Source organism: Variovorax sp. F042, from assembly GCF_057814215.1.
On record NZ_JBVASX010000006.1, the window covers coordinates 197,600 to 218,215 of the forward strand.

Consider the following 20,616-nt stretch of genomic DNA (forward strand, 5'->3'; position numbering starts at 1 on the left):
ACGTTCTCGGATCGTCAGATCGGTTTTGCCACCGTGACAGCTTGCCACGGCCCATGGGATTGGCCGCTGGCCGCTGCCCAGTACCAGCTTGAAGTGTCTGTGAAAGCAGTGCCCCGGGCATCGACGATGCGCTCGCAAACGCGGATTTTTTGCGCGCCGTGCCGTTGCGCAACAAAACAGCGCCACATGCGCTCCTGTGCATCGCGTTCCAGGCGCGCCTGTTCGATGCGGTAGCCCAACGCGCGATAGCAATCGGTCGCCGGGTGCAGCATGCGCGTGGGCTGCGCCACTTCGCGCATCACCAGGGTCTGCGTGCCGTCGGTCATGCGGCCGATGGCGCCGGGGAAGCGGTCGGCAAAGCGCTGCTCCACGTCGCTCAGGGCCAGCGGGCGCAACGGAACGCCATCCCACTCGCCAGGCCATTCGTGCGACATCACTGCAGCAACCGGTTCGGCTGGTGCGCGCATGGCCGCGGTCGCCGACCACAGCACGCACAGCACCATCGCCAGCGCAAAGGCTGTCTTGTGGCCGATGCGGTTGATGAAATGGTTTGCAAACCAACGTTCAAAGAACGGTGTCGACATGGCGGCTTCCTTGGGTGGTGATCAGGCCTGGAATGGGGTGTTCGGCAGCTTGGGGTTCGGACTGCGCCGGCACCATGAGGCGGGCGATGGCGCCGCACACCACGGCCAGCACCAGCAGGCCCAGCGCGTTGTGTGCCCACGGCGCAAGCGGATGGCCAGCGCCTTCGAAGGCGATCAGCACGCTGTTGCGCACGATGTTCCCGGCCAGCACGAAGAGGCCGACCATCGGCAGGCGGCGCATGAAGGCGCGGTCGCTGCGGCGCGCCCACAGTGCGACGGCGCAGGCCGTGAAGTAGCCGAGCCACACCATCTGCACGCCCGAGCAGGGCGCATCGACGATCACCAGGCGGCCATCGATCATCAGGCTCGTGCCCTCGCGCGCCACGTCGAAGCCCGGCGCCAGCAGCCAGCGGCTGACTTCGGCCGTCAGCACGCGCAGCGGATAGCCGGCATAGAACTGCAGCGACGACAGCAGCGGCAGCGCGAGCACAGCAAGGCCAGCCACCGGAAACGCCGCTACACGGCGCGGCAGAAAAGCCAGCAGCCCGCAAGCCAGCGCCAGCACGGCCACCAGCCCGGCCGCGAGCGGCGGCAGCGCGGGCACGAAGCCGAGCCCCGTGCGCAGCAGCGTCGCGAGCATGGTGCCAGCGCCGGCCAGCGCGAGCCAGCCCAGCCGCGGCGAGGCGCGCAGTTCATGCCGGCGGCTCCAGGTCAGCGCTGCGAGGGCGAGCAGCGCCAGCAGACCCATCGGATCGTCGGAGCCGTCGCGCATGCGCTGCACCATCCAGACCCAGGTCGGCATCAGCGCGATGAATTGCAGCCCCAGCCAGCCGGCGGCCGGCGTGCGGTCGATGTGGATGCCCCAGTCCACGATGCGCGGGTGGCGGTGGGCGAGCGTTGCCAAAGACATTTTTCTTCTCTCTCTTTTGCTTTTGTTCAAGCAGTGAAACGACGCGCGTCGCTGCGGCGCGCACGGCGGCGCAGCATCGCGAGCATCGACAGCACCACGGCGATGGCGCCCAGCGATTCGGGTTCGGGCGTGCTCGGCACTTCGGCGCCCAGCGCGAGATTGCTCACGCCCTGCGGCATCGGCAGCGGCTGGTTCACGCCCACGCTGTCTTGCGGCGCCACGTTGCGCACCACCTTGTCGACGGCGATGAAGCTCGTGTACTGCGTGAGCAGGCTGTACTTCAGGCCGAGCTCGGTGATGCGTTCCTTGAAGGCCGTGCCGCCTTCCAGCGTTTCCTGGTCGCTCAGACTCTGGATGCGGTGGCGTGCCCACAGCGTGCGAAGCGCGGCGGTGTCCTGTCGGGTGCGGTCGTCGATGCGAACTTCCTGGCGGTACGGGCCGCTGGCGCTCTGGCCTTCGATGATCACGCGGCCCTTGGCTTCGCCACGCCATTTGCCGAACACGATCACCGGGCGTTCGCCGAGCACGTCGGGCAGGGCCTGCGGTTCCACGTCGTACACATCGAGCCCGCCGAAAGTGGCCTTCACGCTGGTGAGCACCGGCGACTCGACCATGCGGCGAAACCGCGCGGCCTGCTCAGGCGCCTGCACCGGGTCGGTGATGATGAAGGGCTCGCCCATGCCGGCGCGTGCAATGCCTTCCATCAGGCTGCGGTTGACCGACGAACCAATACCGAAGGCGAACACATTGGCCTTCGAGAGGTTGTTGCGCACCAGCTCGAAGGCTTCACGCTCGACCGTCACGTAGCCGTCGGTCACCACCACGATGCTGCGCGATACGTTTTCTTCCTTGGGCTCGGCGTACGCGCGCTTGAGCGCAGGAATGAGTTCGGTGCTGCCGCTGCCGCTGTAGTTCTGGATGGTGGCGAGCGCCTGTTCGATGTTGGCGCGCGTGGCCGGCACCGACTTGGGCGAGAGCATCTTGTTGCTGCCCGAGAACAGCAGCACGTTGAAGGTGTCGCTGGGGCGCAGCCCGCCGATCAGGCGTTCGAGCACCGTCTTCGCGGTGTCGAGCGGAAAGCCGTGCATCGAGCCCGAGATGTCCACCACGAAGATGTAGTCGCGCGGCGAGATGGCGCTGGCGGCCACGGCCTTGGGCGGCTCGACCATCGCGAGGAAGAAGTTCTCCGCGTTCTCGCCTTGGCCCTTGTAGAGCATCAGGCCCGATTCGATTTTTTCGCCCGCCAGGCGGTAGTCGAGCACGAAGTCGCGGTTGTCAGCGGGGCGACCGTCGGCCTTGAGCGCGATGTCGGCGTGCTGGTCTTCGTCGCTCTTCTTCACGTCGATGGTGTGCGTGGCCGAGCGGATTTCCTTGATGCCCATCGGCGTGTCGATACTGGCCTTGAGCTTGAAGCTCGTGCTCGGCGCCACGCCAGCGGGCAGCGTGGGCTGCGCGACCCACTTGGCCTGCGCGTTCTCCGATTGCGGCGAGTTGTAGCGCGGCCCGACCACGGTCGGAAACACGAACTGGTAGTTGCCCGACTGCGGCACCAGCAGTTCGGTGTAGCGCAGCTCCACCTTCACGTCGTCACCGGGCAGGATGTTGGCGACGTTCATCTGGAACACGTTGGGCAGGTGCTGCTCGAGCAGCGCGGCGGTCTTGCCTTCCTTCTTGGCGGTGTCGTATTCGATCTGCGCCTGCTGCTTCTCGCGGATCTGCGCGGTGATGAGCCGGTCGGCCAGGCGCACGTTGAGGCCGCTCACGGCAGCCTTGGTCGAGCCGGGGAAAACGTACTTCGCTTCGATGGCGCGCTGGCCTTCGTTGCGGTAGGTCTGCGTGACCGTCACGTCGGCGATCACGCCCGAGATCTTCACCGAGACCTCGGTGCCCTTCAACGGCAGGCGGTCGACCGAGGGATCGTCGCTCTTCACGAAGAAATAAGGGCTTTCGGTCTTCAGGCGCGGGCCGGCGGGGGCTTCCTGCGCATGCGCCGGGCGCACGCCCATGGCGATGAAGCCCGCGGTCGCCAGGCTCACGGTGGCGAGCCAGAGCCAGCGGCCGGGACGTGGGGTGGTGATGTGGGCATCCATGGCGGGGGTCCTTGTCCGTGCGAACTTGCACAGCCGCAACTGTCGGCACCACGCGAGAAGGCAGTTGGAAGGCTTCTTGAAGTCGAAAACACCCGAGCCCGGCTCTGTGAAGTCTGTGTGAAGCGAAGCGGCGCGCACGCTTCACACGGCCTTCGGATCGCGCGGCGAGCATCGCGGCTTCGCTACAGACGAGGAGAGAAAAAATGCTTCAGTTGTTGAAGGCCCTTCAGAGCTCGGTGCTGGCCAAGGTCGCCGGCCTGTTCTTCCTGCTGTTGCTCCTGTGCATTCCGCTGGGGGAGATCGACTCGATCAACCGCGCCCGCGGCGAGAGCCAGCGCGAAGCAGCCGACGAGCTCGCCGCCACCTATGCGGGCCGCCAGACGATGGTCGGCCCGCTGCTGCTGGTGCCGTATGTGGAGCGCTGGATGGAGCCGCTGCGCGACGCACAGGGCAAGGTGATCGGCCAGGAGCCGCGCAGCAAGGAAATGGCCCACGTGGTGTTCCCTGACAAGCTGCACATCGAAGGCACGATGGCGCCGCAGGAGCGCTATCGCGGCATCTTCAAGATTCCGTTCTACACGCTCAACGCTGCGCTCACTGGCGGCTTCACGGCCTTCGACCCGAAGGCCGTGCCGCACAGCGAGTCCGACTCGAGCATCGAATTCAAGGCTCCCTTCATTGCTTTCAACGTGAGCGACCTTCGTGGCCTCGACGGCTCGCCCGCGATGACGGTGGGCAGCGAGACACTGCGCTTCAAGCAACGCGTGCCGGGCCTGGCCGACGGTGCATGGTTTGCAGACGGCATCCACGCGCCGCTCACCGGTGCAGCGCTCAGTGCATGGCAGGCCAGCACACCGATCGCGTTTGAAATGAAGCTCGGCCTGGTCGGGCAGGACACGCTCTCCATCGCGCCCATCGCCGAGGAAACGACCGCGCATCTGACCTCGCCCTGGGCACACCCCAGCTTCGGCGGTCGCTTTCTCGCGGCCGAGCGCAGCGTGACGCCGCAGGGCTTCGACGCGCACTGGCGTGTGTCGTCGCTCGTGACTTCGGCTCGCGAACAGGTACGCGCGGGTCTCTCGGGTCGCGGCAACGCCGCTGAAGCCGCCACCACCCAGGCACGCCAGAACATAGGTCCGCTGCAGACCTTCGACGTGTCTCTCGCGCAGCCCATCAACGTGTATTCGATGAGCACGCGCGCCGGCAAGTACGGTGCGCTGTTCATCGGGCTGGTGCTGATGGCCGCCTTCATGTTCGAGCTGTTCCGCAAGCTGCGCCTGCATCCGATCCAGTACGGCCTGGTCGGCCTGTCGATCGCGCTGTTCTTCCTGCTGCTGCTCGCGCTGTCGGAGAAGCTCGCGTTCTGGATGGCATATGCGGGTGCCGCCACGGCGAGCGTCGCGCTGCTGGCCGTGTACTTCAGCGCGGTGCTGGGAGGCTGGCGGCGCGGCCTGTCCTTCGGCGCCTTCGTGGCGCTGCTCTATGGCGCGCTCTACGGCCTGCTGGCTTCCGAAAGCAACGCACTGCTGCTCGGCGCGCTGTTGATCTTCGGCATGCTGGCCACGCTGATGCTCGTCACGCGCAAGGTCGACTGGTATGCGCTCTCGCGGCGCGTGGAACCGGCACCGGAAGCGCAGGCGGCATGAGACTGCTGCGGGTCATCGCGAGTGCATCGGGCTGGCTGGCCCTGGCCACACTGTGGTTCTGGGCCTGGCACCTGAAGGACCCGCATCTGCGCTTCATGCGCGCGTGGGAACTGCCTCTGCTGTTGGCGATGCTGGTGGCCGGCATCGCAATCGCCTGGCGGTTTGCACGGGGCAACTTGCGCCCGGTCGCTCTGGGCCTGGCGTTCGCGGCCTTGCTGACTGCCCTGTGCAACGAAGCGGCATCGCACCAGCACCGGGCCGAAGTGAATGCATCGGAGGGCCCGCTCGCACAGGCGCTGGGCGCGCATTTCATCGTCGGGTACGACGATGCGAAAAACCTGCGAGAGCTGGCCAGGAAGGGGCTGATCGGCGGAATCTTCGTAACCGGCCGCAATGTAAAGGGCCGCACGGCCGCTGAACTGCGCGATGAAATCGAGGGCCTGCAGGCATTGCGCCGCGAAGCCGGCCTGCCACCGCTGATCGTCGCAACCGACCAGGAAGGCGGCTCGGTTTCGCGTCTCTCGCCACTGGTCGAACGCCAGCCTGCACTCGCCTCGCTACTCGACGCCGATGTGCCCGACAACGAGCTCACACAACGCGCCCATGCCTACGGCGCGCAACAGGGCAAGGCGCTCGCGGCTCTTGGCATCACGCTCAATTTCAGCCCAGTGGTCGACCTGCGCCCCGGCCGCGCACCGGGCCGCTGGGACTTCCACACCCGCATCGACGAACGCGCGATCTCGGCCGACCCCGCCATCACTGCGCAGGTGGCGCTCGCTTACGAGCTGGGCCTTGAATCCGCAGGCGTTCGCGGCACGCTCAAGCACTTTCCCGGCCTGGGCGGCGTGGCCGAGGACACCCATCATTTCGCCGCCGAACTGCGCACGCCTGTCGCCCAACTCGCGGCGCACGACTGGAAGCCGTTTCAAGACGTGTCGAAACATTCGGATGCCGCGATCATGCTCGGCCATGTCATCCTTGTAGAGTTCGACGCCGAATATCCGGTCTCTTTCTCGCGCAAAATCGTGCAGCGGGTGATTCGAGGCGAATGGGGCTACCAGGGCCTGCTCGTCACCGACGATCTCACGATGGGCGCAGCCTATAACCGCGGTCTTTGCGATGCCACCGTTCGCGCCCTCGGCGCAGGCGTGGACCTGTTGCTGATCGCCTTCGACCACGACAAGTATTTCGATGCCATGCATTGCGCGCTGCAGGCTGCGCGGCAAGGCACGCTCGACCTCCCGATGCAGGAACGCAGCAGCGCGCGGCGGCTCCAATCCTTTCGCTAGCCAGTAAGCAGCCAACTCTTATGTTCAAACGCTCAAGCTCCAAACCTTCCGACGACGGCAATGCGGCGTCCAACGAACCCCGCGCGCCATGGAAGCGCATTGCCGGCTGGGGCGCCATCGCGGTCGGCTCCGGCGCGCTCGTGGTGCTGGTCGCAGCCATCGTCGCGGTGGTCGCCATCTATCCGAAGCTGCCCGACGTATCGGAGCTCTCCGACTACCGGCCCAAGCTGCCGCTGCGCGTGTACTCGACCGAAGGCCAGCTGATCGGCGAGTTCGGTGAAGAGCGCCGCAACCTCACGCCCTTCGCCAACATTCCGAAGGTCATGAAAGACGCGGTACTGGCTGTGGAAGACGCGCGCTTCTACGACCACGGCGGTGTGGACTACAAGGGCTTCCTGCGCGCAGCGGTGGCCAGCCTGAAGGGCGGCCGCAAGCAGGGCGCGTCGACCATCACGATGCAGGTTGCGCGCAACGTGTACCTGAGCTCGGAGCGGACGATGAGCCGCAAGACCTACGAGATCCTGCTGGCGCTGCGGCTCGAACGGCAACTCACCAAGGACCAGATCCTCGAGATCTACCTGAACCAGATCTACCTGGGCAATCGCGCCTACGGCTTTGCGGCCGCGGCCGAAACCTATTTCGGCAAGCCGCTGCAGAACGTCACCGTCGCCGAAGCCGCAATGCTGGCCGGCCTGCCGAAGGCGCCCGGTGCCAACAACCCCGTGGCCAACCCGCGCCGCGCGCGGGCGCGCCAGCTCTACGTGATCGACCGCATGCAGGAAACCGGCTTCATCACCGCCGACCAGGCTGCAGAAGCCAAGAAGGAAGAACTGCACCTGCGCGACGCCGCCGATCCGAACCGCCTCCATGCCGAGTACGTGGCCGAGACGGTGCGCCAGATGATGTACGCGCAGTACGGCGACAGCATCTACACCAGCGGCATGAAGGTCTATACCTCGCTCGTGGCGGCCGACCAGGCAGCTGCCTACAGGTCGCTGCGCAAGGGCATCATGGACTACGAGCGCCGCCAGCCCTACCGCGGCCCCGAGAGGTTCGTCGACCTGCCGACCGAGCAGAAGGAAATCGACGAAGCCGTGGACGATGCGCTGGCCGAACACCCCGACAACGGCGATGTGGTTGCGGCCGTGGTGCTCGACGCGAACGCGAAGGAAATCAGCGCCGTGCGCGCGAACGGCGAAACCATCCAGATCACGGGCGATGGCCTGAAGCCCGCGCAGTCGGGCCTCGCGGCGAAGGCGCCGCCGAACATCAAGATCCGCCGCGGCGCAGTCATCCGCGTGGCGAAGACGCCGAAGAACACCTGGGAGATCACGCAGCTGCCCGAGGTCGAAGGCGCCTTCATCGGCATGGATCCGCGCAGCGGTGCCATCAAGGCGCTGGTCGGCGGTTTCGATTTCGGCAAGAACAAGTTCAATCACGTGACGCAGGCCTGGCGCCAGCCGGGTTCGAGCTTCAAGCCCTTCATCTACTCGGCCGCACTTGAAAAAGGCTTCACGCCCGCAACCGTGGTGAACGACGCGCCGCTGTACTTCGACGCCAGCGCCAACGGCGGCCAGCCGTGGGAGCCGAAGAACTTCGAAGGCACCTACGAAGGCCCGATGCCGCTGCGCACCGCGCTGATGAAGTCGAAGAACCTCGTCACGCTGCGCGTGCTGGAGTCGATCGGCGCGCCCTATGCGCAAGACTGGATCACCAAGTTCGGTTTCGACAAGGACAAGCATCCTGCCAACCTGCCGATGGGCCTGGGCGCCGGCTCGGTCACGCCGATGCAGATGGCGGTGGGCTATTCGGTGTTCGCCAATGGCGGCTACCGCGTCAATCCGTACCTGGTCACGCGCGTCACCGACATGAGGGACAAGGTCATCATGGAAACCGAGCCGCCTGTGCTCGACGAAGCGCGCCGCGCCATTCCGCAGCGCAACGCCTTCATCATGGATTCGCTGCTGCAGAGCGTGGTGAAGAACGGCACCGGCTTCAAGGCGCACCAGGCCCTGAAGCGCGACGACCTCTACGGCAAGACCGGCACCACCAACGACTCATTCGACACCTGGTTCGCGGGCTTCCAGCCGACCATGGTCGGCATCGCGTGGATCGGCTACGACACGCCGCGCCAGCTCGGCGTGCGCGGTGAAACCGGCGGTAGCCTGAGCCTGCCGATCTGGATCGGCTACATGCAGACCGCGCTGCAGGGCGTGCCGGTGACGCAGCCCGCGGAACCGCCTGGCGTGGTGAACGTCGATGGCGAGTGGTACTTCGACGACTTCACGCCGGGCCACAACGTAGCGAGCCTGGGTCTGGAAAGCGAAGCGCCGCCACCGCCGGCCGAAGAACTCACGGGTGCGCCCATCGGAGCGCCGCCAGTACCGGAAGAACGCAACAGGATCCTCGATTTCTTCCGGTAAGTCGCAAAGCTGAAAAGAGAAGGCGGGTCGCGGTGCCTACACTCGGTGCTGCTTCCCGCCTTCTCTTTTTCTTCTCCACGCATCCATGGAAATTCTTACTCTGGTGGCACTCTTTGCCGCTGGCTTCTACATCCTCAAGTCCAGGGAACAGCGCATGCGCATCGCGCTGCTGGCCAGCCACCTCGGCCGCTACCAGATCGAAAGGCTGATGGAGAGCCTCACCTCCGGCTACATGCGCTGCCTCGGCGAAGACGACGCCGAGCGCCGCCAGCAGATCTGGCACCTGCTCGACGCCACCGAGGAAAAGCTCTCCGCCCAGTTCGACAGCTTCGCCGCCGAGTTCTCGCGCATGCCCGAACCCGCCACGCGCGTGAGCAAGCTGCCGGTGGCCATTCCGCTGTTCACACAATTCTTTCCGGGTTCGACCTTCGATGTGCGCCAGGCCCTGCTCATCCACGCACGCGGCGTTGCCGGCGTGATGCGCAACGAAGCCGGGCGCACGCCTAAATCGAAAGCCTTCACCATGTCGGCCGAGCTGTTCCTGATGCAGCACACCTGCCACTGGTATTGCCGCTCGAAGACGGTGGCGTCGGCTCGCATGATCGGGCAGCACCAGACGCAGTACCTGCAGGCGCTCGGGGCTGTGAGTCCGGAAACTCGCAGCGCCTATTGCGCGCTGATCGGCCACCCTCAGTGATGTGACAACAACGGCAGCGTGAGCGTCGCCACGGCGCCACCGCGCGACGCGTTGCCCAGATCGATCCGGCCGCGGTGCAATGCCGCGATCTCCTTCACGAACGCCAGCCCCAGCCCCGTGCTCTTCTTCTGGCTGTGCGGCCTGGCGAGCGAATAGAACTTCTCGAAGACTTTTTCCTGCGCGTATTCCGGAATGCCCGGGCCGTGGTCGCGCACGCTCACGCGGGCCAGCTTCGACGTCGTTTCCAACGTGAGCAGAACTTCGCTGTCGCGCGGTGAAAAATCGATGGCGTTGTCGAGCAGGTTGCTGATGGCGCGGCGGAGCAGGAAGGGGTCGCCTTCGGTGCGGGCATCGTCGCGGATGTTCACGAGCAGTTTGATGTTGCGCTTGGCTGCCGCGGGTTGTGCGCTGGCGGCGATGTCCTCGATCAGCGAAGCCAGCACCACCGGTTCTGTGCGGTCCAGCGTGCGCCTCGTCTCGAGCGCGGTGAGCTCCATCATGCGGTCGACGATTTCCTGGATGCGTTGCGTCTCGCGTTCGATGTTCTTCAGGAATCGTTCGCGCTCGGCATGCGGCATCGACGGCTCCTGCAGCAGCTCGGCCGCGCCGCGGATGGCCGAGAGCGGGCTTTTCACTTCGTGCGTAAAGGTCTGCACGTAGTCGGCCACGTAGTTGCGGCCGGTGAGGGCATCGCGCATTTCGCTGAAGCCGGTGCGTACGCCGTCGACCGCGCGCCGCGCCATGCGCACGAGGCTCAGGCTGCGCTGCGCGCGCACCCAGGCCCAGTAGTCGCGTATCAGGCCGAAGGGCCGCACCAGCCAGATCGAGACGATGAGCGTGAGCAGCAGCAGCGCGAGTGCCGAGCCGACGCCCACCCAGATGGTGCGCACGCGGGCGTCTTCCACGAACTGGCCGAAGCTCTGTACCGGCTTGCCTACGCTGACCATGCCGACGATCTCGTTGTTCCAGCGGATCGGTGCGCCCACGTACATGACCGAAGTGCGCGGGTCGCCGTCGACATCGCGCGAGGTGCGCGCGCCGTACAGGCCGGCGAGCGTGCGGCTCACGTCGGCCCACTGCGAATAGTCGGCACCGAGATGCCTGCCGAGCGAATCGAACATCACGCGGCCATTGCGGTCGGTGACGTACACGCGCAGTTCGACGCGGCTCTTGTGCAGGTTGTAGATCTGGGCGGAGAACTCGCGCGCGTAGACCGTTCGGAACAGAGGCTCGAGCCGCGCCGTGTTGATGGCACCGGCGATCACGTCCTGCTCGACCAGGCTGGCCACCAACTGCGAGGTTTCGACCAACGATTCCTCGGCCGATTCACGGTAGCGCGGGTCGATGTCGGAAACGACGCGGTAGAGCAGGAAGGCGATGCCCGCCGTGTAGATCAGCAGGATGCCGATGAAGATCCGCGTGCGCCGGGTCACGACGCCTTGGCGGGCAGTTCTTCGTTCAGTGCGTAGCCGGTGCCGCGCAGCGTGCGGATCGGCTCCACTTCCGGCGCGATTGCCTTGAGCTTGGCGCGCAGGGTCTTGATGTGCGCGTCTACCGTCCGGTCGAAGCTGTCGCTGGAATCGTCCCAGACAAGTTCGAGCAGTTCGTCGCGCGTGAAGACGCGGCCGGGCCGTTGCACCAGCAGTCTGAGCAACCCGTATTCGTAACGGGAGAGTTCCAGCAGGCGTCCGTAATAACGAATCTGCATGCGCTCGTTGTCGAGCGAAAAGGGCAGTGCGGGTGCCTGTGAGCTCGCTGGAGGCGTCTGGGCCTGGATTTGATGGGGTATCCCATGGTTTGGAGCCGCGCCCGCTGTGGAGGCTCCTGCGCCGTTTCTGGCGCTGCGCCGCAGGATAGTCCGCACGCGGGCGACGAGTTCGCGCGGCGAAAACGGCTTGGCGATGTAGTCGTCCGCGCCCAGTTCGAGGCCCACCACGCGGTCTATTTCGTCGCTGCGGGCCGTCAGGAACACCATGGGCACCTCCGGGCCGCCCATGGACTGGTTGAGCGCCTGGAGGCGCTTGAAGAGCTCGAAACCATTGAGATCGGGCAATCCGATGTCCAGAATGGCCAGCGCCGGGGGTTCCTGCGCGAACTGGGCGATGGCTTCTTCGGCCGTGGCGCACCAGACCGGAATGAACCCGTCGCTCTTGAGGACGTACTGCAGCGTGTCGGCGATGCCTGATTCGTCTTCGGCAATCAGGATCCGGGGTTTGAAGCTCATCCACGAATGTTACCGAGGGGAGTGGAACGGGAGGACTGGTTTTGTTCAAAGGCGCCATTGACTGGCGCGGCCGTTCGCGGCTTTTTTTTCGCGCGCAGCTTTCCCTTTCCCTGTCTTCTTATTCTTCTTATTCAAATTAGTAGTAGTAGATAAGGGTTGCCCTCTTCTGTGGACATGCCGTTTTTTTCGTTATGTGACAAGCACTTGTCATGGCTCTGTCACTGTGCGCAGCTGCGCTTCCGGTTTGTACCCGCCACATGAACAACATTGGGTAACCGATCCGGCCTGTGGATAAGCCATGGCTTGTTCAAAAACTGTCCCCAGAGTTGTGCTTTGACTCCTTCCGGAAAATCTGCGAAAGGCGGTTTTTCCCCGGAGAAATTCATTGCTGAAAATTTGGGCGATCTGTAGATTTCCCTTTTAAATCAAAGGCTTGCAACTCCGCTACACAGAAGTACCAACGTTATCCACAGAGTTACTCAAGGTTTGTGGGGAGAAGCTCGCCGGAACCTTCCGGCCCCTTCGACGACCGAACCTGATCCTTCATATTGCGAAATGTTGAACATGACACCTTCAGAAACAAAGTCGATAGTTACCCTGAGCCTTCTGGCTGCCTTTGTCGATGGTGAGAAGCACGAGCGTGAACGGGCCGAGATCAAGCGGATTGCCGAGGGCCTGTCGCAGGCCGACGGCCTGAACCTGCCGACGCTGTACCAGGACGTGCTGATGAAGCGCGTGTCGTTGGCCTCGGTGGCCGGAGAGCTGAAAAGCAGCGAAGCCAGGCAGCTCGCCTACGAGATGGCGGTGTGCGTGTGCGACGCGGACGGCACGCAGTCGGAGGCGGAGCGCATGTTCCTGGCCGATGTGCGCACGTCGCTGGGGCTGGATGCTTCGGCGGCCGCGTTTTCGCAGCAGGCCGAAGACATTGCGGCGGTGCCTGTTGCTGCTGCTGCCGGCACCGCGGTTGCGGTGCCATCGACGCCGAATACGCCCGACACCGCCGAGCTCGACAAGTCGATCCTCAACGCTGCAATCCTCAACGGCGCGCTGGAGCTGCTGCCCGAGACGCTCTCGACCATGGCGATCATTCCGCTGCAGATGAAGCTGGTCTACCGCATCGGCCAGTCGTACGGCTATCAGCTCGACAGCGGCCACATCAAGGATTTCCTGGCCACGGTCGGCGTGGGCCTGACTTCGCAGTACCTGGAGCAGGCCGGGCGCAAGCTGCTCGGTGGCCTCCTTGGCAAGGTTGGCGGTGGATTGCTTCGCGGGCTGGGCAATCAGGCCGTGAGCTCGGGGATGAGCTTTGCTTCGACCTACGCACTGGGCCATGTGGCCAAGCGCTACTACGCCGGCGGCCGCACGCTCTCTACGCAGATGCTGAAGGACGCGTTCTCGGGCGTGGTGAAGGAAGGGCAGAGCCTGCAGACGCAGTACCTGCCGGCCATCCAGGAAAAGGCCCGCACGCTGGATGCAGGCAAGGTGCTGTCGCTGGTGCGGGGCGCCTGATCTAGACCTTGCTCAGGTCGTCGAGGATGGGGCAGTCCGGCCTTGCGTCGCCGTGGCAGCAATGAACCAGGTGGGCCAGCGTGTTGCGCATGGATTGCATGTCGGCAATGCGCTGCTCCAGTTCACCAAGATGCTTTTCGGCGATGCGCTTCACGCTCGAGCTTGCGCGCCGACGGTTGTTCCACAGCCCGACCAGCTCCGCGATTTCTTCCATCGAGAAACCCAGGTCGCGCGAGCGCTTGATGAAGCGCAGCGTGTGGATGTCGGCCTCCCCATATTGGCGGTAGCCGCTCTCGGTGCGTGCCACCGCCGGCAGCAGGCCCAGCCCTTCGTAGTGGCGGACCATACGGGCCGACACGCCGGAGCGCTGCGCCGCTTCGCCGATGGCGACGTGGCCCGTCGTCATTGAACCGCGTAGCCCGCGTTCTCGATCGCGGCCACGATGTCCTTGCGCGGCTGTTCGCTCAATACGTCGACATGGCCCGTTTCCAGATCGACCGTGACCTGCGCTTCGGGGTCCACCGTTTGCACCGCGTTCTGCACCGCGCTCACGCAGTGGCCGCAACTCATGCCCGTGACCTGGAATTTCTGGCTCATCGTGGTAGCTCCTTGAAAGTGATTGACTGAGGGCGCAAGTTTGAACCCTCTCACGATGTCAATGTCCAGCGCAGGGGCACTGAATTTTTTCGCTTGACCTTGCCATGGTGTGAGGCTTTAGCCTTGGCGCATGGAAAAAGTTCTGCAGCAGCAAATCCCCGGCACCACCACGCTCGACCTCTCGGTCGGCGGCATGACTTGCGCCTCGTGCGTGATGCGTGTCGAACGTGCTCTGAAAAACGTGCCGGGCGTGCAAGACGTGAGCGTGAATCTCGCGACCGAATCGGCCCGCGTGGTGACAGGCGGCAACGAAGACATGGACGTCCTGCTGCGCCGAGCCGTACGGGCCGCAGGCTACGAGCCGCGCGCGGCGAGCACAGCGGCCGAAGAAGCCGCGCTGTCGCCATGGCACGGTTTCGGCCCGGTCGCTGTCGGCCTGGTGCTTTCGATTCCCTTGCTGGCACCGATGCTCGGCGATCCTTTCGGGCAAGACTGGATGCTGCCGCCATGGTTGCAGCTGCTGCTCGCAACGCCGGTGCAGTTCTGGCTGGGAGCGCGCTTCTATCGCGCGGGCTGGCATGCGGCAAAAGCGCGCACCGGCAATATGGATCTGCTGGTGGCGCTCGGCACCAGCGCAGCCTTTGGCTTGTCGCTCTGGCTCTGGTGGCGCGCGGCCAGCGGCGAGCATGCGGGCCACGGTGCGATGCCGCACCTGTACTTCGAGGCTTCGGCGGTGGTGATCACGCTGGTGCTGCTCGGCAAGTGGCTGGAGGCGCGTGCCAAGCGCCAGGCCACGTCGGCGATCCGCGCGTTGCAGCAGTTGCGGCCCGAAGTGGCGCACCTGGTCGGCGCGCGCGGCAAGGAAAGCGATGTGCCGCTGGCCGAGGTGATGGTGGGCGACCGCCTCGCGGTGCGGCCCGGCGAACGCGTGCCGGCCGACGCACGCGTGATCGAAGGGCAATCCGAAGTCGATGAATCGATGCTCACCGGCGAGCCGCTGCCCGTGGCCAAAGGGCCGGACGATGCATTGACCGGCGGCGCGGTGAACGGCGATGGCCGCATGGTCATCGAAGTGAGCGCGATCGGCGCCGAGAGCGTGCTCGCGCGGATCATCCGGCTCGTCGAAGACGCACAAGCGGCGAAGGCGCCGATCCAGCGGCTGGTGGACAAGGTTGCGGCCGTGTTCGTGCCGGTGGTGCTGGTGATCGCGCTTGTCACACTGGCCAGTTGGCTGATTGCGGGCGCGGGAATCGAGACTGCGTTGATCCATGCCGTGGCAGTGCTCGTCATTGCCTGCCCGTGTGCGCTGGGCCTCGCAACGCCTGTCGCGGTGATGGCGGGTACGGGCGTGGCGGCGCGTCACGGCATCCTGATCAAGGATGCGCGTGCGCTGGAAATCGCGCACCGCGTCGACACCGTTGCATTCGACAAGACCGGCACGCTGACGATCGGCCGGCCGGTGCTCACTGCGCTGGTACCCGTGGCAGGCACCGATGCCAGTGAAGACCAATTGCTGGCGACGGCCGCCAGCCTGCAGAGCGGCAGCGAGCATCCGCTGGCCAAGGCGGTGCTGGCCGCTGCGGCGCAGCGCAACGTGCAGGTGCCTGCGCTGGGTGTGATGCAGGCGTGGCCGGGTCGCGGTGTGCGTGGTGAAGTCGACGGTGCGCACTGGGCCATCGCCAGCCTGCGTTGGTGCCGTGAACTCGACGCGATGACCGACGCTGCGGAAGTCGATCGTCTGCAGTCTCAAGGTGCCACGGTGTCCGCGCTGTTGCGCTTCGATGAAGCCGGCGCCGCGCACGTGCATGCATTGTTCGCCTTCGCCGACGAGCCCAAGCCGCAAGCCGCAGAAGCCATCCGCACGCTGCGTGCACGCGGCCTGCGCGTGGTGATGATCTCGGGCGACAACCTGCGTGCGGCTCAAGCCATGGCGGCGCGGCTGGGCATCGCGGCCGAAGACGTACGCGCCGATGTGCTGCCGGCCGACAAGGCGGCGCAGGTTTCAGCATTGAGGAAGAACGGGCAGGTCGTGGCGATGGTCGGCGACGGCGCGAACGATGCGCCCGCGCTGGCCGCGGCCGACGTGGGCATCGCGATGGCACCTTCGGGTGGCGGCACCGACGTGGCGATGGAAGCGGCCGGCATCACGCTGATGCGTGGCGATCTCGCGCTGGTGGCACAGGCCTTCGAGCTCTCTGCACGCACGGTCGCGAAGATCCGGCAGAACCTGTTCTGGGCCTTTGCCTACAACGTGGCCGGTATTCCGCTCGCCGCCTTCGGCTTGCTGAGCCCGGTGGTGGCCGGTGCAGCCATGGCGCTGTCGAGCGTGAGTGTGATGGCCAACGCGCTGCTGCTGCGGCGCTGGAAGCCCTGACGATGCCTTTTCAGTCGAACAGCAGCGCCATCACGTACTCGTCGACATAGTTCTCTTCGCCGGCCCGCTTGTAGTACTTGCGCAGCGTACCTTCGCGCTCGAAGCCCAGCTTCTCGTAGAAGCGCAGTGCGGGCGCGTTGTCGCTTTCGGCGAAGAGCTCGATACGCTTGACGCCGGCAGTCTTCAGTGCGTCGATGGCCTCGCTGACCATGGCGAGCGCAACGCCCTGACCATGGAATGCGGGATCGACAGCGAGCGTACCGAGGCCGGCCACATGCTGAATGCGACCCGGATGGCGCGTGGCGCGGTAGAAGCCGGCGATGCGTCCTTCGCGTTCGTAGACGTAGAAGCACCGGGTGTCGAGCAGTGCCTGGTAGATGGCGCGAAAGTCTTCGATCGGCATCGGGTCGTAGCCGAGGAAACGCACGACCCTCTCGTGCATGTAGAGGGCAAAAACGGCGTCGATGTCTTCGGGTGTGGCCAGCCTGCGCATGATGATGGAATGCTCCCGGTGCGATGAGAGCGCCGAGCATACATAGCGAGGCCGTCAGGCGAGCAGTACCGCCGAAATTCCCAGCAAGGCCAGCTGTGCGCACCAGGCCCATCGCAGCCGCAGTTGCGAGTCGAGCACGGCGCCAATGGACCAGAAGCCACCAACGGCCAGCGCAAGCAGTCCCAGTCCCGTCTGGAACGCGAGGTCGTCGGCGCGCCACAGAAAGGCCAGCGTCACGCCGACCCAGCACGCGAAGTGAATCGAGGCCGAAGCCACCTGCGGGCGCGTCAGCACCGGATCGTGAATGTGCATCGCTTCTTCCAGCGAAAAGGGTGCATCGGGAAACCGCTGTGCCACGTCGGCCGGCCGCCAGCCCGGCGGCTTGAACCACACGGCAATCTTGTCCTGCCAGCGCCGCGTGTACCAGGCGTCTCGCAGCAGCGGCAAGTAGGGACCGATGATTGCGCGCATCGGGTCGAAGCTCGCAAGCGCCTTGCGTGTGCCGTAGACGCAGCGCTCTTTCTCTTCGGCGAAGGTGCCGAACATGCGGTCCCACACCACGAGCATGCCGCCGTAGTTGCGGTCCACGTAGCCGTCGTTCACCGCGTGATGCACGCGATGGTTCGATGGTGACGAGAACACGCGGTCGAACCAGCCGAGCTTGCCGATGTGCTCGGTGTGGATCCAGAACTGGTAGACCAGCACGATCAGCCCCGCAAGGCCGAACTGCTCGGGCGGCACCCCCACCACCGCCATCGGCAGGTAGAAGGCCCAGCCCAGAAAGGCCACGGTGCTTTCCTGCCGCAGCGCAGTGGAAAAATTGAAGTGCTGGCTCTGATGGTGCACCGAGTGCGCAGCCCAGAACACGGCCGATTCATGGCCTGCGCGATGCAGCCAGTAGTCGAAGAAGTCGAACAGCAGCACGGCGACGATCCAGCCAATGACGCTGTCCCAGAAGCTGGGCCGCGTCCATATCGCGACCAGCGGATAGACCATCGCGTAGAGACCGATCTGGAACAGCTGCGTGCAAACCGACAGTGCCTGGCTCAGCAGCCCTTGGCTCAGGCTGCCGAGTGTGTCGCTGAAGCGGTAGGTGTTGCGCCGCTTGAGCCAACCCCATGCGAACTCGCACGCCATGAGCAGCGCGAACACGGGCACGACGAAAACAACCAGCCGGTGCACCGCGTTCGTTTTTCAGGAAGGGTTCAGCGAATCTTCAGCGTCAGGACGCGCGGCCGGCCACGATGACCGCGTTGGTGCCGCCAAAGGCGAAGGAATTGGACAGCACATAGCGGATGCCCTTGGCCTCGCGCGCCTCGCCTTGCACGAAGTCGAGATCGAATGCGGCATCAGGCGTCTGCAGGTTGGCGATGGGCGGCAGCGTCTCGCGCGCCAGTGCGCGCAGCGCTGCAACGAGCTCGATCGCACCACCACCGCCGAGCACGTGGCCGTGGATGGCCTTGGTCGCGCTGACCGGTGTGTGGTTGCCGAACACCTCGCGGATAGATTTGGCTTCGGCCGCATCGCCTGCGGAAGTGGCCGTGCCGTGCGCGTTGATGTGGCCAACGTCGGAGGCTTCGATGCCCGCGTCGCGCAGTGCGGCGCGCATCGCGCGCACCTGGCCCGGGGCGTCGGGGTTGGTGATGTGCGTGCCATCGCAGTTGGTGGCGTAGCCCGTGAGCACGAAGGGCGCGGCTTCGGCGCCGCGCGCGGCTGCATGCGCTTCGGATTCGAGCACCAGCGCGGCCGCGCCTTCGCCAATGGCAAAGCCTGCGCGGTCACCCGAGAACGGGCGGCAGGCCGAAGAGGGCGCATCGGCCGGCGGCGGAGCCATTACGCGCATCGCGTGCCAGCTGGCCATCACGCCGGGCGTGAGCATGGCGTCGTGGCCGCCGACGATGGCAACGTCGATCCAGCCACCGCGAATGGCGCGCATCGCCTCGCCGATGGCCACGGCCGAGGAGGCGCAGGCACAGGCGTATGCAATGGCCGAACCGCGCGCGCCGAAGTGCAGCGCGAGTTCGGCCACGGCGGCGTTGGGCATCACGGTGAGCACTGTCGTCGGGCGCATGCGGCGCTGTTCGCCGTAGAGCGCGCTGGTGGTGTTGTCGAAGGTGCCGGCGCCCGCGAGGCCGCTGCCCCAGAAGATGCCGAGGCGGTCGCGGTCGATGGTGTCGAGGTCGAGCCTGGCTTCGCTGGCGGCGTCCTGCGCGGCAGCCAGCGCCATGGCGGTGCCGCGGTCCAGTGGCAGGCGCGAGGTGCTGCGCACGCCGTTCGAATCGAAGTCGCAGGCGGCAACGGCGAGCAGCATCGGGTCCATGCCCTTGATCTCCAGCGTCTGCGCGCGCACGGCCGAGCGACCCGCGAACAGCGCCTCGTCGAAGGCCTCGACGGTGCGACCGATGGGCGTGACGAAACCGATGCCGCTCACGCGCACCGGCGCGGAGGCGGCGCGTGCGGCCGAAGCGGCGAGCGCGGCGTGGGCTGCACCGCTGCTCATGCGGTGGCTTCGGCGGGCTGGGCGGCGGCTGCGCTGCCGGCACTTTCCGTGTCGATCACTTCGCACAGGCGCTGCAGCGTGATGCCGGCTTCGCGCGGGTCGAGGCGGTCTTCGGGAATGCGCAGGTGGAAGGCGTCTTCGACGGCGAAGACGAACTCCATCAGCGCGAGCGAGTCGAGGCCCAGGTCGGACAGCGCGGTGTCCGGCGAGATGGCCGAGCGCTCGACGCGGAAGTCGGTTTCCAGGATCGCGGCGATGCTGTTGAAGGTAGGCGAAGAAGCGTTGGAAGAAGACATGGAAATGCTTTCCTTTCGGGCGTGATCGAACGTTGTCGAAGGTGTCAGGCGTACAGCGGATGCTCGGGCATCGTGCCATGCGCCACGGCATCGACGAACGACACTGTTTCGCGCACAACCTGTTGACGATCGTTGTCGATTGTGATCATGTGGTAGCTGTTGGCGACCACCACGGTGCGGAAGGCGCGGCAGCGCAGGCCGCGCGCGAGGATGTCGAGGTTGGCCACGCTGGCCACTTCGTCCTGCTGGGCGTGCAGTGCGAGCACGTTGTCGCATCGCACGCTGTTGAGGTTGCGGCGCACGTGGCGGATGAGCCGGTCGTGCTCGCGCAGATGGCCCACGCCGATGACGGAACTGCCGGCCCGCGAGACCTTGCGGTGGCGCAGCTCGCGCTCGATCCAGGCGCGCACGCGTTCGTTCTTCACGCCGTAGGGCGGGCGTTCGCGGTATTGCCAGAGCCGGCCGAGCGGCGTGTAGAAGGCCAGCGGCAGCAGGAACTGTGTGCGGGGAATGGCCCAACCGTCGAAGCGCAGCGTGGTCGACATGAGCACCAGCGCATCGACTTCGCTGCCGCAGCGGATGGCTGCGCCAAGGGCCAGCGAAGAGCCGGCGGAAATGCCGACCAGCATCACGCGGTCGTGCTGCGCGCGCAGTGCCTTCACCTGCGCCTGGATCTCATCGAGCCAGCGTTCGTACGGCGCCGCGCGCTGCAGCGGCGCATTGGCGTCGAACGAGTAACCCTCGATCGACAGCGGGTGCACCGAGTAGCCGCGGCTGCGCAGGGCAGACTGCACGGTCAGCAACTCGTCAGGCGTGCTGCATAAACCATGCAGCAGGACCACGGCGGTGCGTTGCACCTCCGGAGGCACCAGGCTCAAAAGATCGGAGGGTTCACGCGCGCTCATCGTGTGGCGTCGGCCATGAAAATGGCCCGTATTTCATCTTGCTGTCGTATGCTCATGTTGCGTTTATCGCTTGGAGCGA

The 20,616-nt window shown here is 65.6% G+C and carries 18 protein-coding genes; 6 read left to right on the forward strand and 12 right to left on the reverse strand.

What is annotated here, in order from left to right:
- Nucleotides 1–14: 14 nt before the first annotated feature.
- Genes ACZYSP_RS20455 through ACZYSP_RS20465 form a run of 3 tightly spaced genes read right to left on the reverse strand, consistent with a single transcriptional unit; the run spans nucleotide 15 to nucleotide 3,584 of the window.
- The gene (locus ACZYSP_RS20455; protein WP_093174660.1) at nucleotides 15–584 is read right to left on the reverse strand and encodes a hypothetical protein; all 570 of its coding nucleotides are present in this window, start codon (nucleotides 582–584) and stop codon (nucleotides 15–17) included.
- Nucleotides 565–1,494 (reverse strand): exosortase Q, encoded by a 930-nt coding sequence (xrtQ, locus tag ACZYSP_RS20460; RefSeq protein ID WP_097197544.1) that lies wholly within the window; start codon nucleotides 1,492–1,494, stop codon nucleotides 565–567. Before xrtQ ends, ACZYSP_RS20455 begins: the two co-directional genes overlap by 20 nt.
- A 26-nt stretch (nucleotides 1,495–1,520) precedes the next feature.
- A complete protein-coding gene (locus ACZYSP_RS20465; RefSeq protein ID WP_489016180.1) occupies nucleotides 1,521–3,584 on the reverse strand; it encodes a VIT and vWA domain-containing protein in 2,064 nt (687 codons plus the stop codon).
- A gap of 203 nt (nucleotides 3,585–3,787) precedes the next feature.
- Here ACZYSP_RS20465 and creD point away from each other — a divergent pair, with 203 nt between their 5' ends.
- The 4 genes from creD to ACZYSP_RS20485 all read left to right on the forward strand — a co-directional run bounded on the left by creD (nucleotide 3,788) and on the right by ACZYSP_RS20485 (nucleotide 9,639).
- Nucleotides 3,788–5,230 carry a cell envelope integrity protein CreD gene (gene creD / locus ACZYSP_RS20470; protein ID WP_489016182.1) on the forward strand — a complete coding sequence of 481 codons (1,443 nt, stop codon included), beginning with the start codon at nucleotides 3,788–3,790 and terminating at the stop codon, nucleotides 5,228–5,230.
- A gap of 95 nt (nucleotides 5,231–5,325) precedes the next feature.
- On the forward strand, nucleotides 5,326–6,519 hold the full coding sequence (locus ACZYSP_RS20475) for a glycoside hydrolase family 3 N-terminal domain-containing protein (protein ID WP_489016184.1): 1,194 nt from the start codon (nucleotides 5,326–5,328) through the stop codon (nucleotides 6,517–6,519).
- 20 nt (nucleotides 6,520–6,539) lie between these two features.
- Entirely contained in the window at nucleotides 6,540–8,942 is a 2,403-nt protein-coding gene (locus ACZYSP_RS20480; RefSeq protein ID WP_093076474.1) for a penicillin-binding protein 1A, read from the forward strand.
- Nucleotides 8,943–9,027: 85 nt separating this feature from the next.
- Nucleotides 9,028–9,639, forward strand: a complete 612-nt coding sequence (locus ACZYSP_RS20485) for a hypothetical protein (RefSeq protein WP_489016187.1) — start codon at nucleotides 9,028–9,030, stop codon at nucleotides 9,637–9,639.
- Here the strand turns inward: ACZYSP_RS20485 and creC are convergent.
- Both creC and creB read right to left on the reverse strand, forming a co-directional pair.
- Nucleotides 9,633–11,072 carry a two-component system sensor histidine kinase CreC gene (creC, locus tag ACZYSP_RS20490; RefSeq protein WP_426390958.1) on the reverse strand — a complete coding sequence of 480 codons (1,440 nt, stop codon included), beginning with the start codon at nucleotides 11,070–11,072 and terminating at the stop codon, nucleotides 9,633–9,635. The two genes, ACZYSP_RS20485 and creC, sit on opposite strands and share 7 nt — an antisense overlap.
- A complete protein-coding gene (gene creB, locus ACZYSP_RS20495; RefSeq protein ID WP_093057126.1) occupies nucleotides 11,069–11,863 on the reverse strand; it encodes a two-component system response regulator CreB in 795 nt (264 codons plus the stop codon). Before creB ends, creC begins: the two co-directional genes overlap by 4 nt.
- 564 nt (nucleotides 11,864–12,427) lie before the next feature.
- Between creB and ACZYSP_RS20500 the strand changes: the two genes are divergently transcribed.
- Nucleotides 12,428–13,372: a YcjF family protein gene (locus ACZYSP_RS20500; RefSeq protein ID WP_489016189.1), complete on the forward strand. Its 945-nt coding sequence runs from the start codon at nucleotides 12,428–12,430 to the stop codon at nucleotides 13,370–13,372.
- Between the two features lies 1 nt (nucleotide 13,373).
- Here the strand turns inward: ACZYSP_RS20500 and cueR are convergent, their stop codons facing one another.
- Together cueR and ACZYSP_RS20510 are read right to left on the reverse strand one after the other, a co-directional pair.
- Nucleotides 13,374–13,778, reverse strand: a complete 405-nt coding sequence (gene cueR, locus ACZYSP_RS20505) for a Cu(I)-responsive transcriptional regulator (protein ID WP_093057125.1) — start codon at nucleotides 13,776–13,778, stop codon at nucleotides 13,374–13,376.
- Nucleotides 13,775–13,969 carry a heavy-metal-associated domain-containing protein gene (locus ACZYSP_RS20510; RefSeq protein WP_007833622.1) on the reverse strand — a complete coding sequence of 65 codons (195 nt, stop codon included), beginning with the start codon at nucleotides 13,967–13,969 and terminating at the stop codon, nucleotides 13,775–13,777. The genes cueR and ACZYSP_RS20510 overlap by 4 nt, the downstream gene beginning before the upstream one ends.
- Before the next feature lie 130 nt (nucleotides 13,970–14,099).
- On the opposite strand from ACZYSP_RS20510, the gene ACZYSP_RS20515 reads away from it, so the two are divergent.
- Nucleotides 14,100–16,343, forward strand: coding sequence for a heavy metal translocating P-type ATPase (locus ACZYSP_RS20515; protein ID WP_489016192.1), 2,244 nt, complete (start codon nucleotides 14,100–14,102; stop codon nucleotides 16,341–16,343).
- A gap of 10 nt (nucleotides 16,344–16,353) precedes the next feature.
- Here the strand turns inward: ACZYSP_RS20515 and ACZYSP_RS20520 are convergent, their stop codons facing one another.
- Genes ACZYSP_RS20520 through ACZYSP_RS20540 form a run of 5 tightly spaced genes read right to left on the reverse strand, consistent with a single transcriptional unit; the run spans nucleotide 16,354 to nucleotide 20,537 of the window.
- Nucleotides 16,354–16,836, reverse strand: a complete 483-nt coding sequence (locus ACZYSP_RS20520; RefSeq protein ID WP_489016194.1) for a GNAT family N-acetyltransferase — start codon at nucleotides 16,834–16,836, stop codon at nucleotides 16,354–16,356.
- Between the two features lie 54 nt (nucleotides 16,837–16,890).
- Nucleotides 16,891–18,018, reverse strand: coding sequence for a sterol desaturase family protein (locus ACZYSP_RS20525; protein WP_489016196.1), 1,128 nt, complete (start codon nucleotides 18,016–18,018; stop codon nucleotides 16,891–16,893).
- A gap of 40 nt (nucleotides 18,019–18,058) precedes the next feature.
- On the reverse strand, nucleotides 18,059–19,336 hold the full coding sequence (locus ACZYSP_RS20530; protein WP_489016198.1) for a beta-ketoacyl-[acyl-carrier-protein] synthase family protein: 1,278 nt from the start codon (nucleotides 19,334–19,336) through the stop codon (nucleotides 18,059–18,061).
- Nucleotides 19,333–19,632, reverse strand: a complete 300-nt coding sequence (locus ACZYSP_RS20535; protein ID WP_093057120.1) for an acyl carrier protein — start codon at nucleotides 19,630–19,632, stop codon at nucleotides 19,333–19,335. Before ACZYSP_RS20535 ends, ACZYSP_RS20530 begins: the two co-directional genes overlap by 4 nt.
- A gap of 44 nt (nucleotides 19,633–19,676) precedes the next feature.
- Nucleotides 19,677–20,537 (reverse strand): alpha/beta hydrolase, encoded by an 861-nt coding sequence (locus ACZYSP_RS20540; protein WP_097197533.1) that lies wholly within the window; start codon nucleotides 20,535–20,537, stop codon nucleotides 19,677–19,679.
- Nucleotides 20,538–20,616 lie beyond the last annotated feature (79 nt).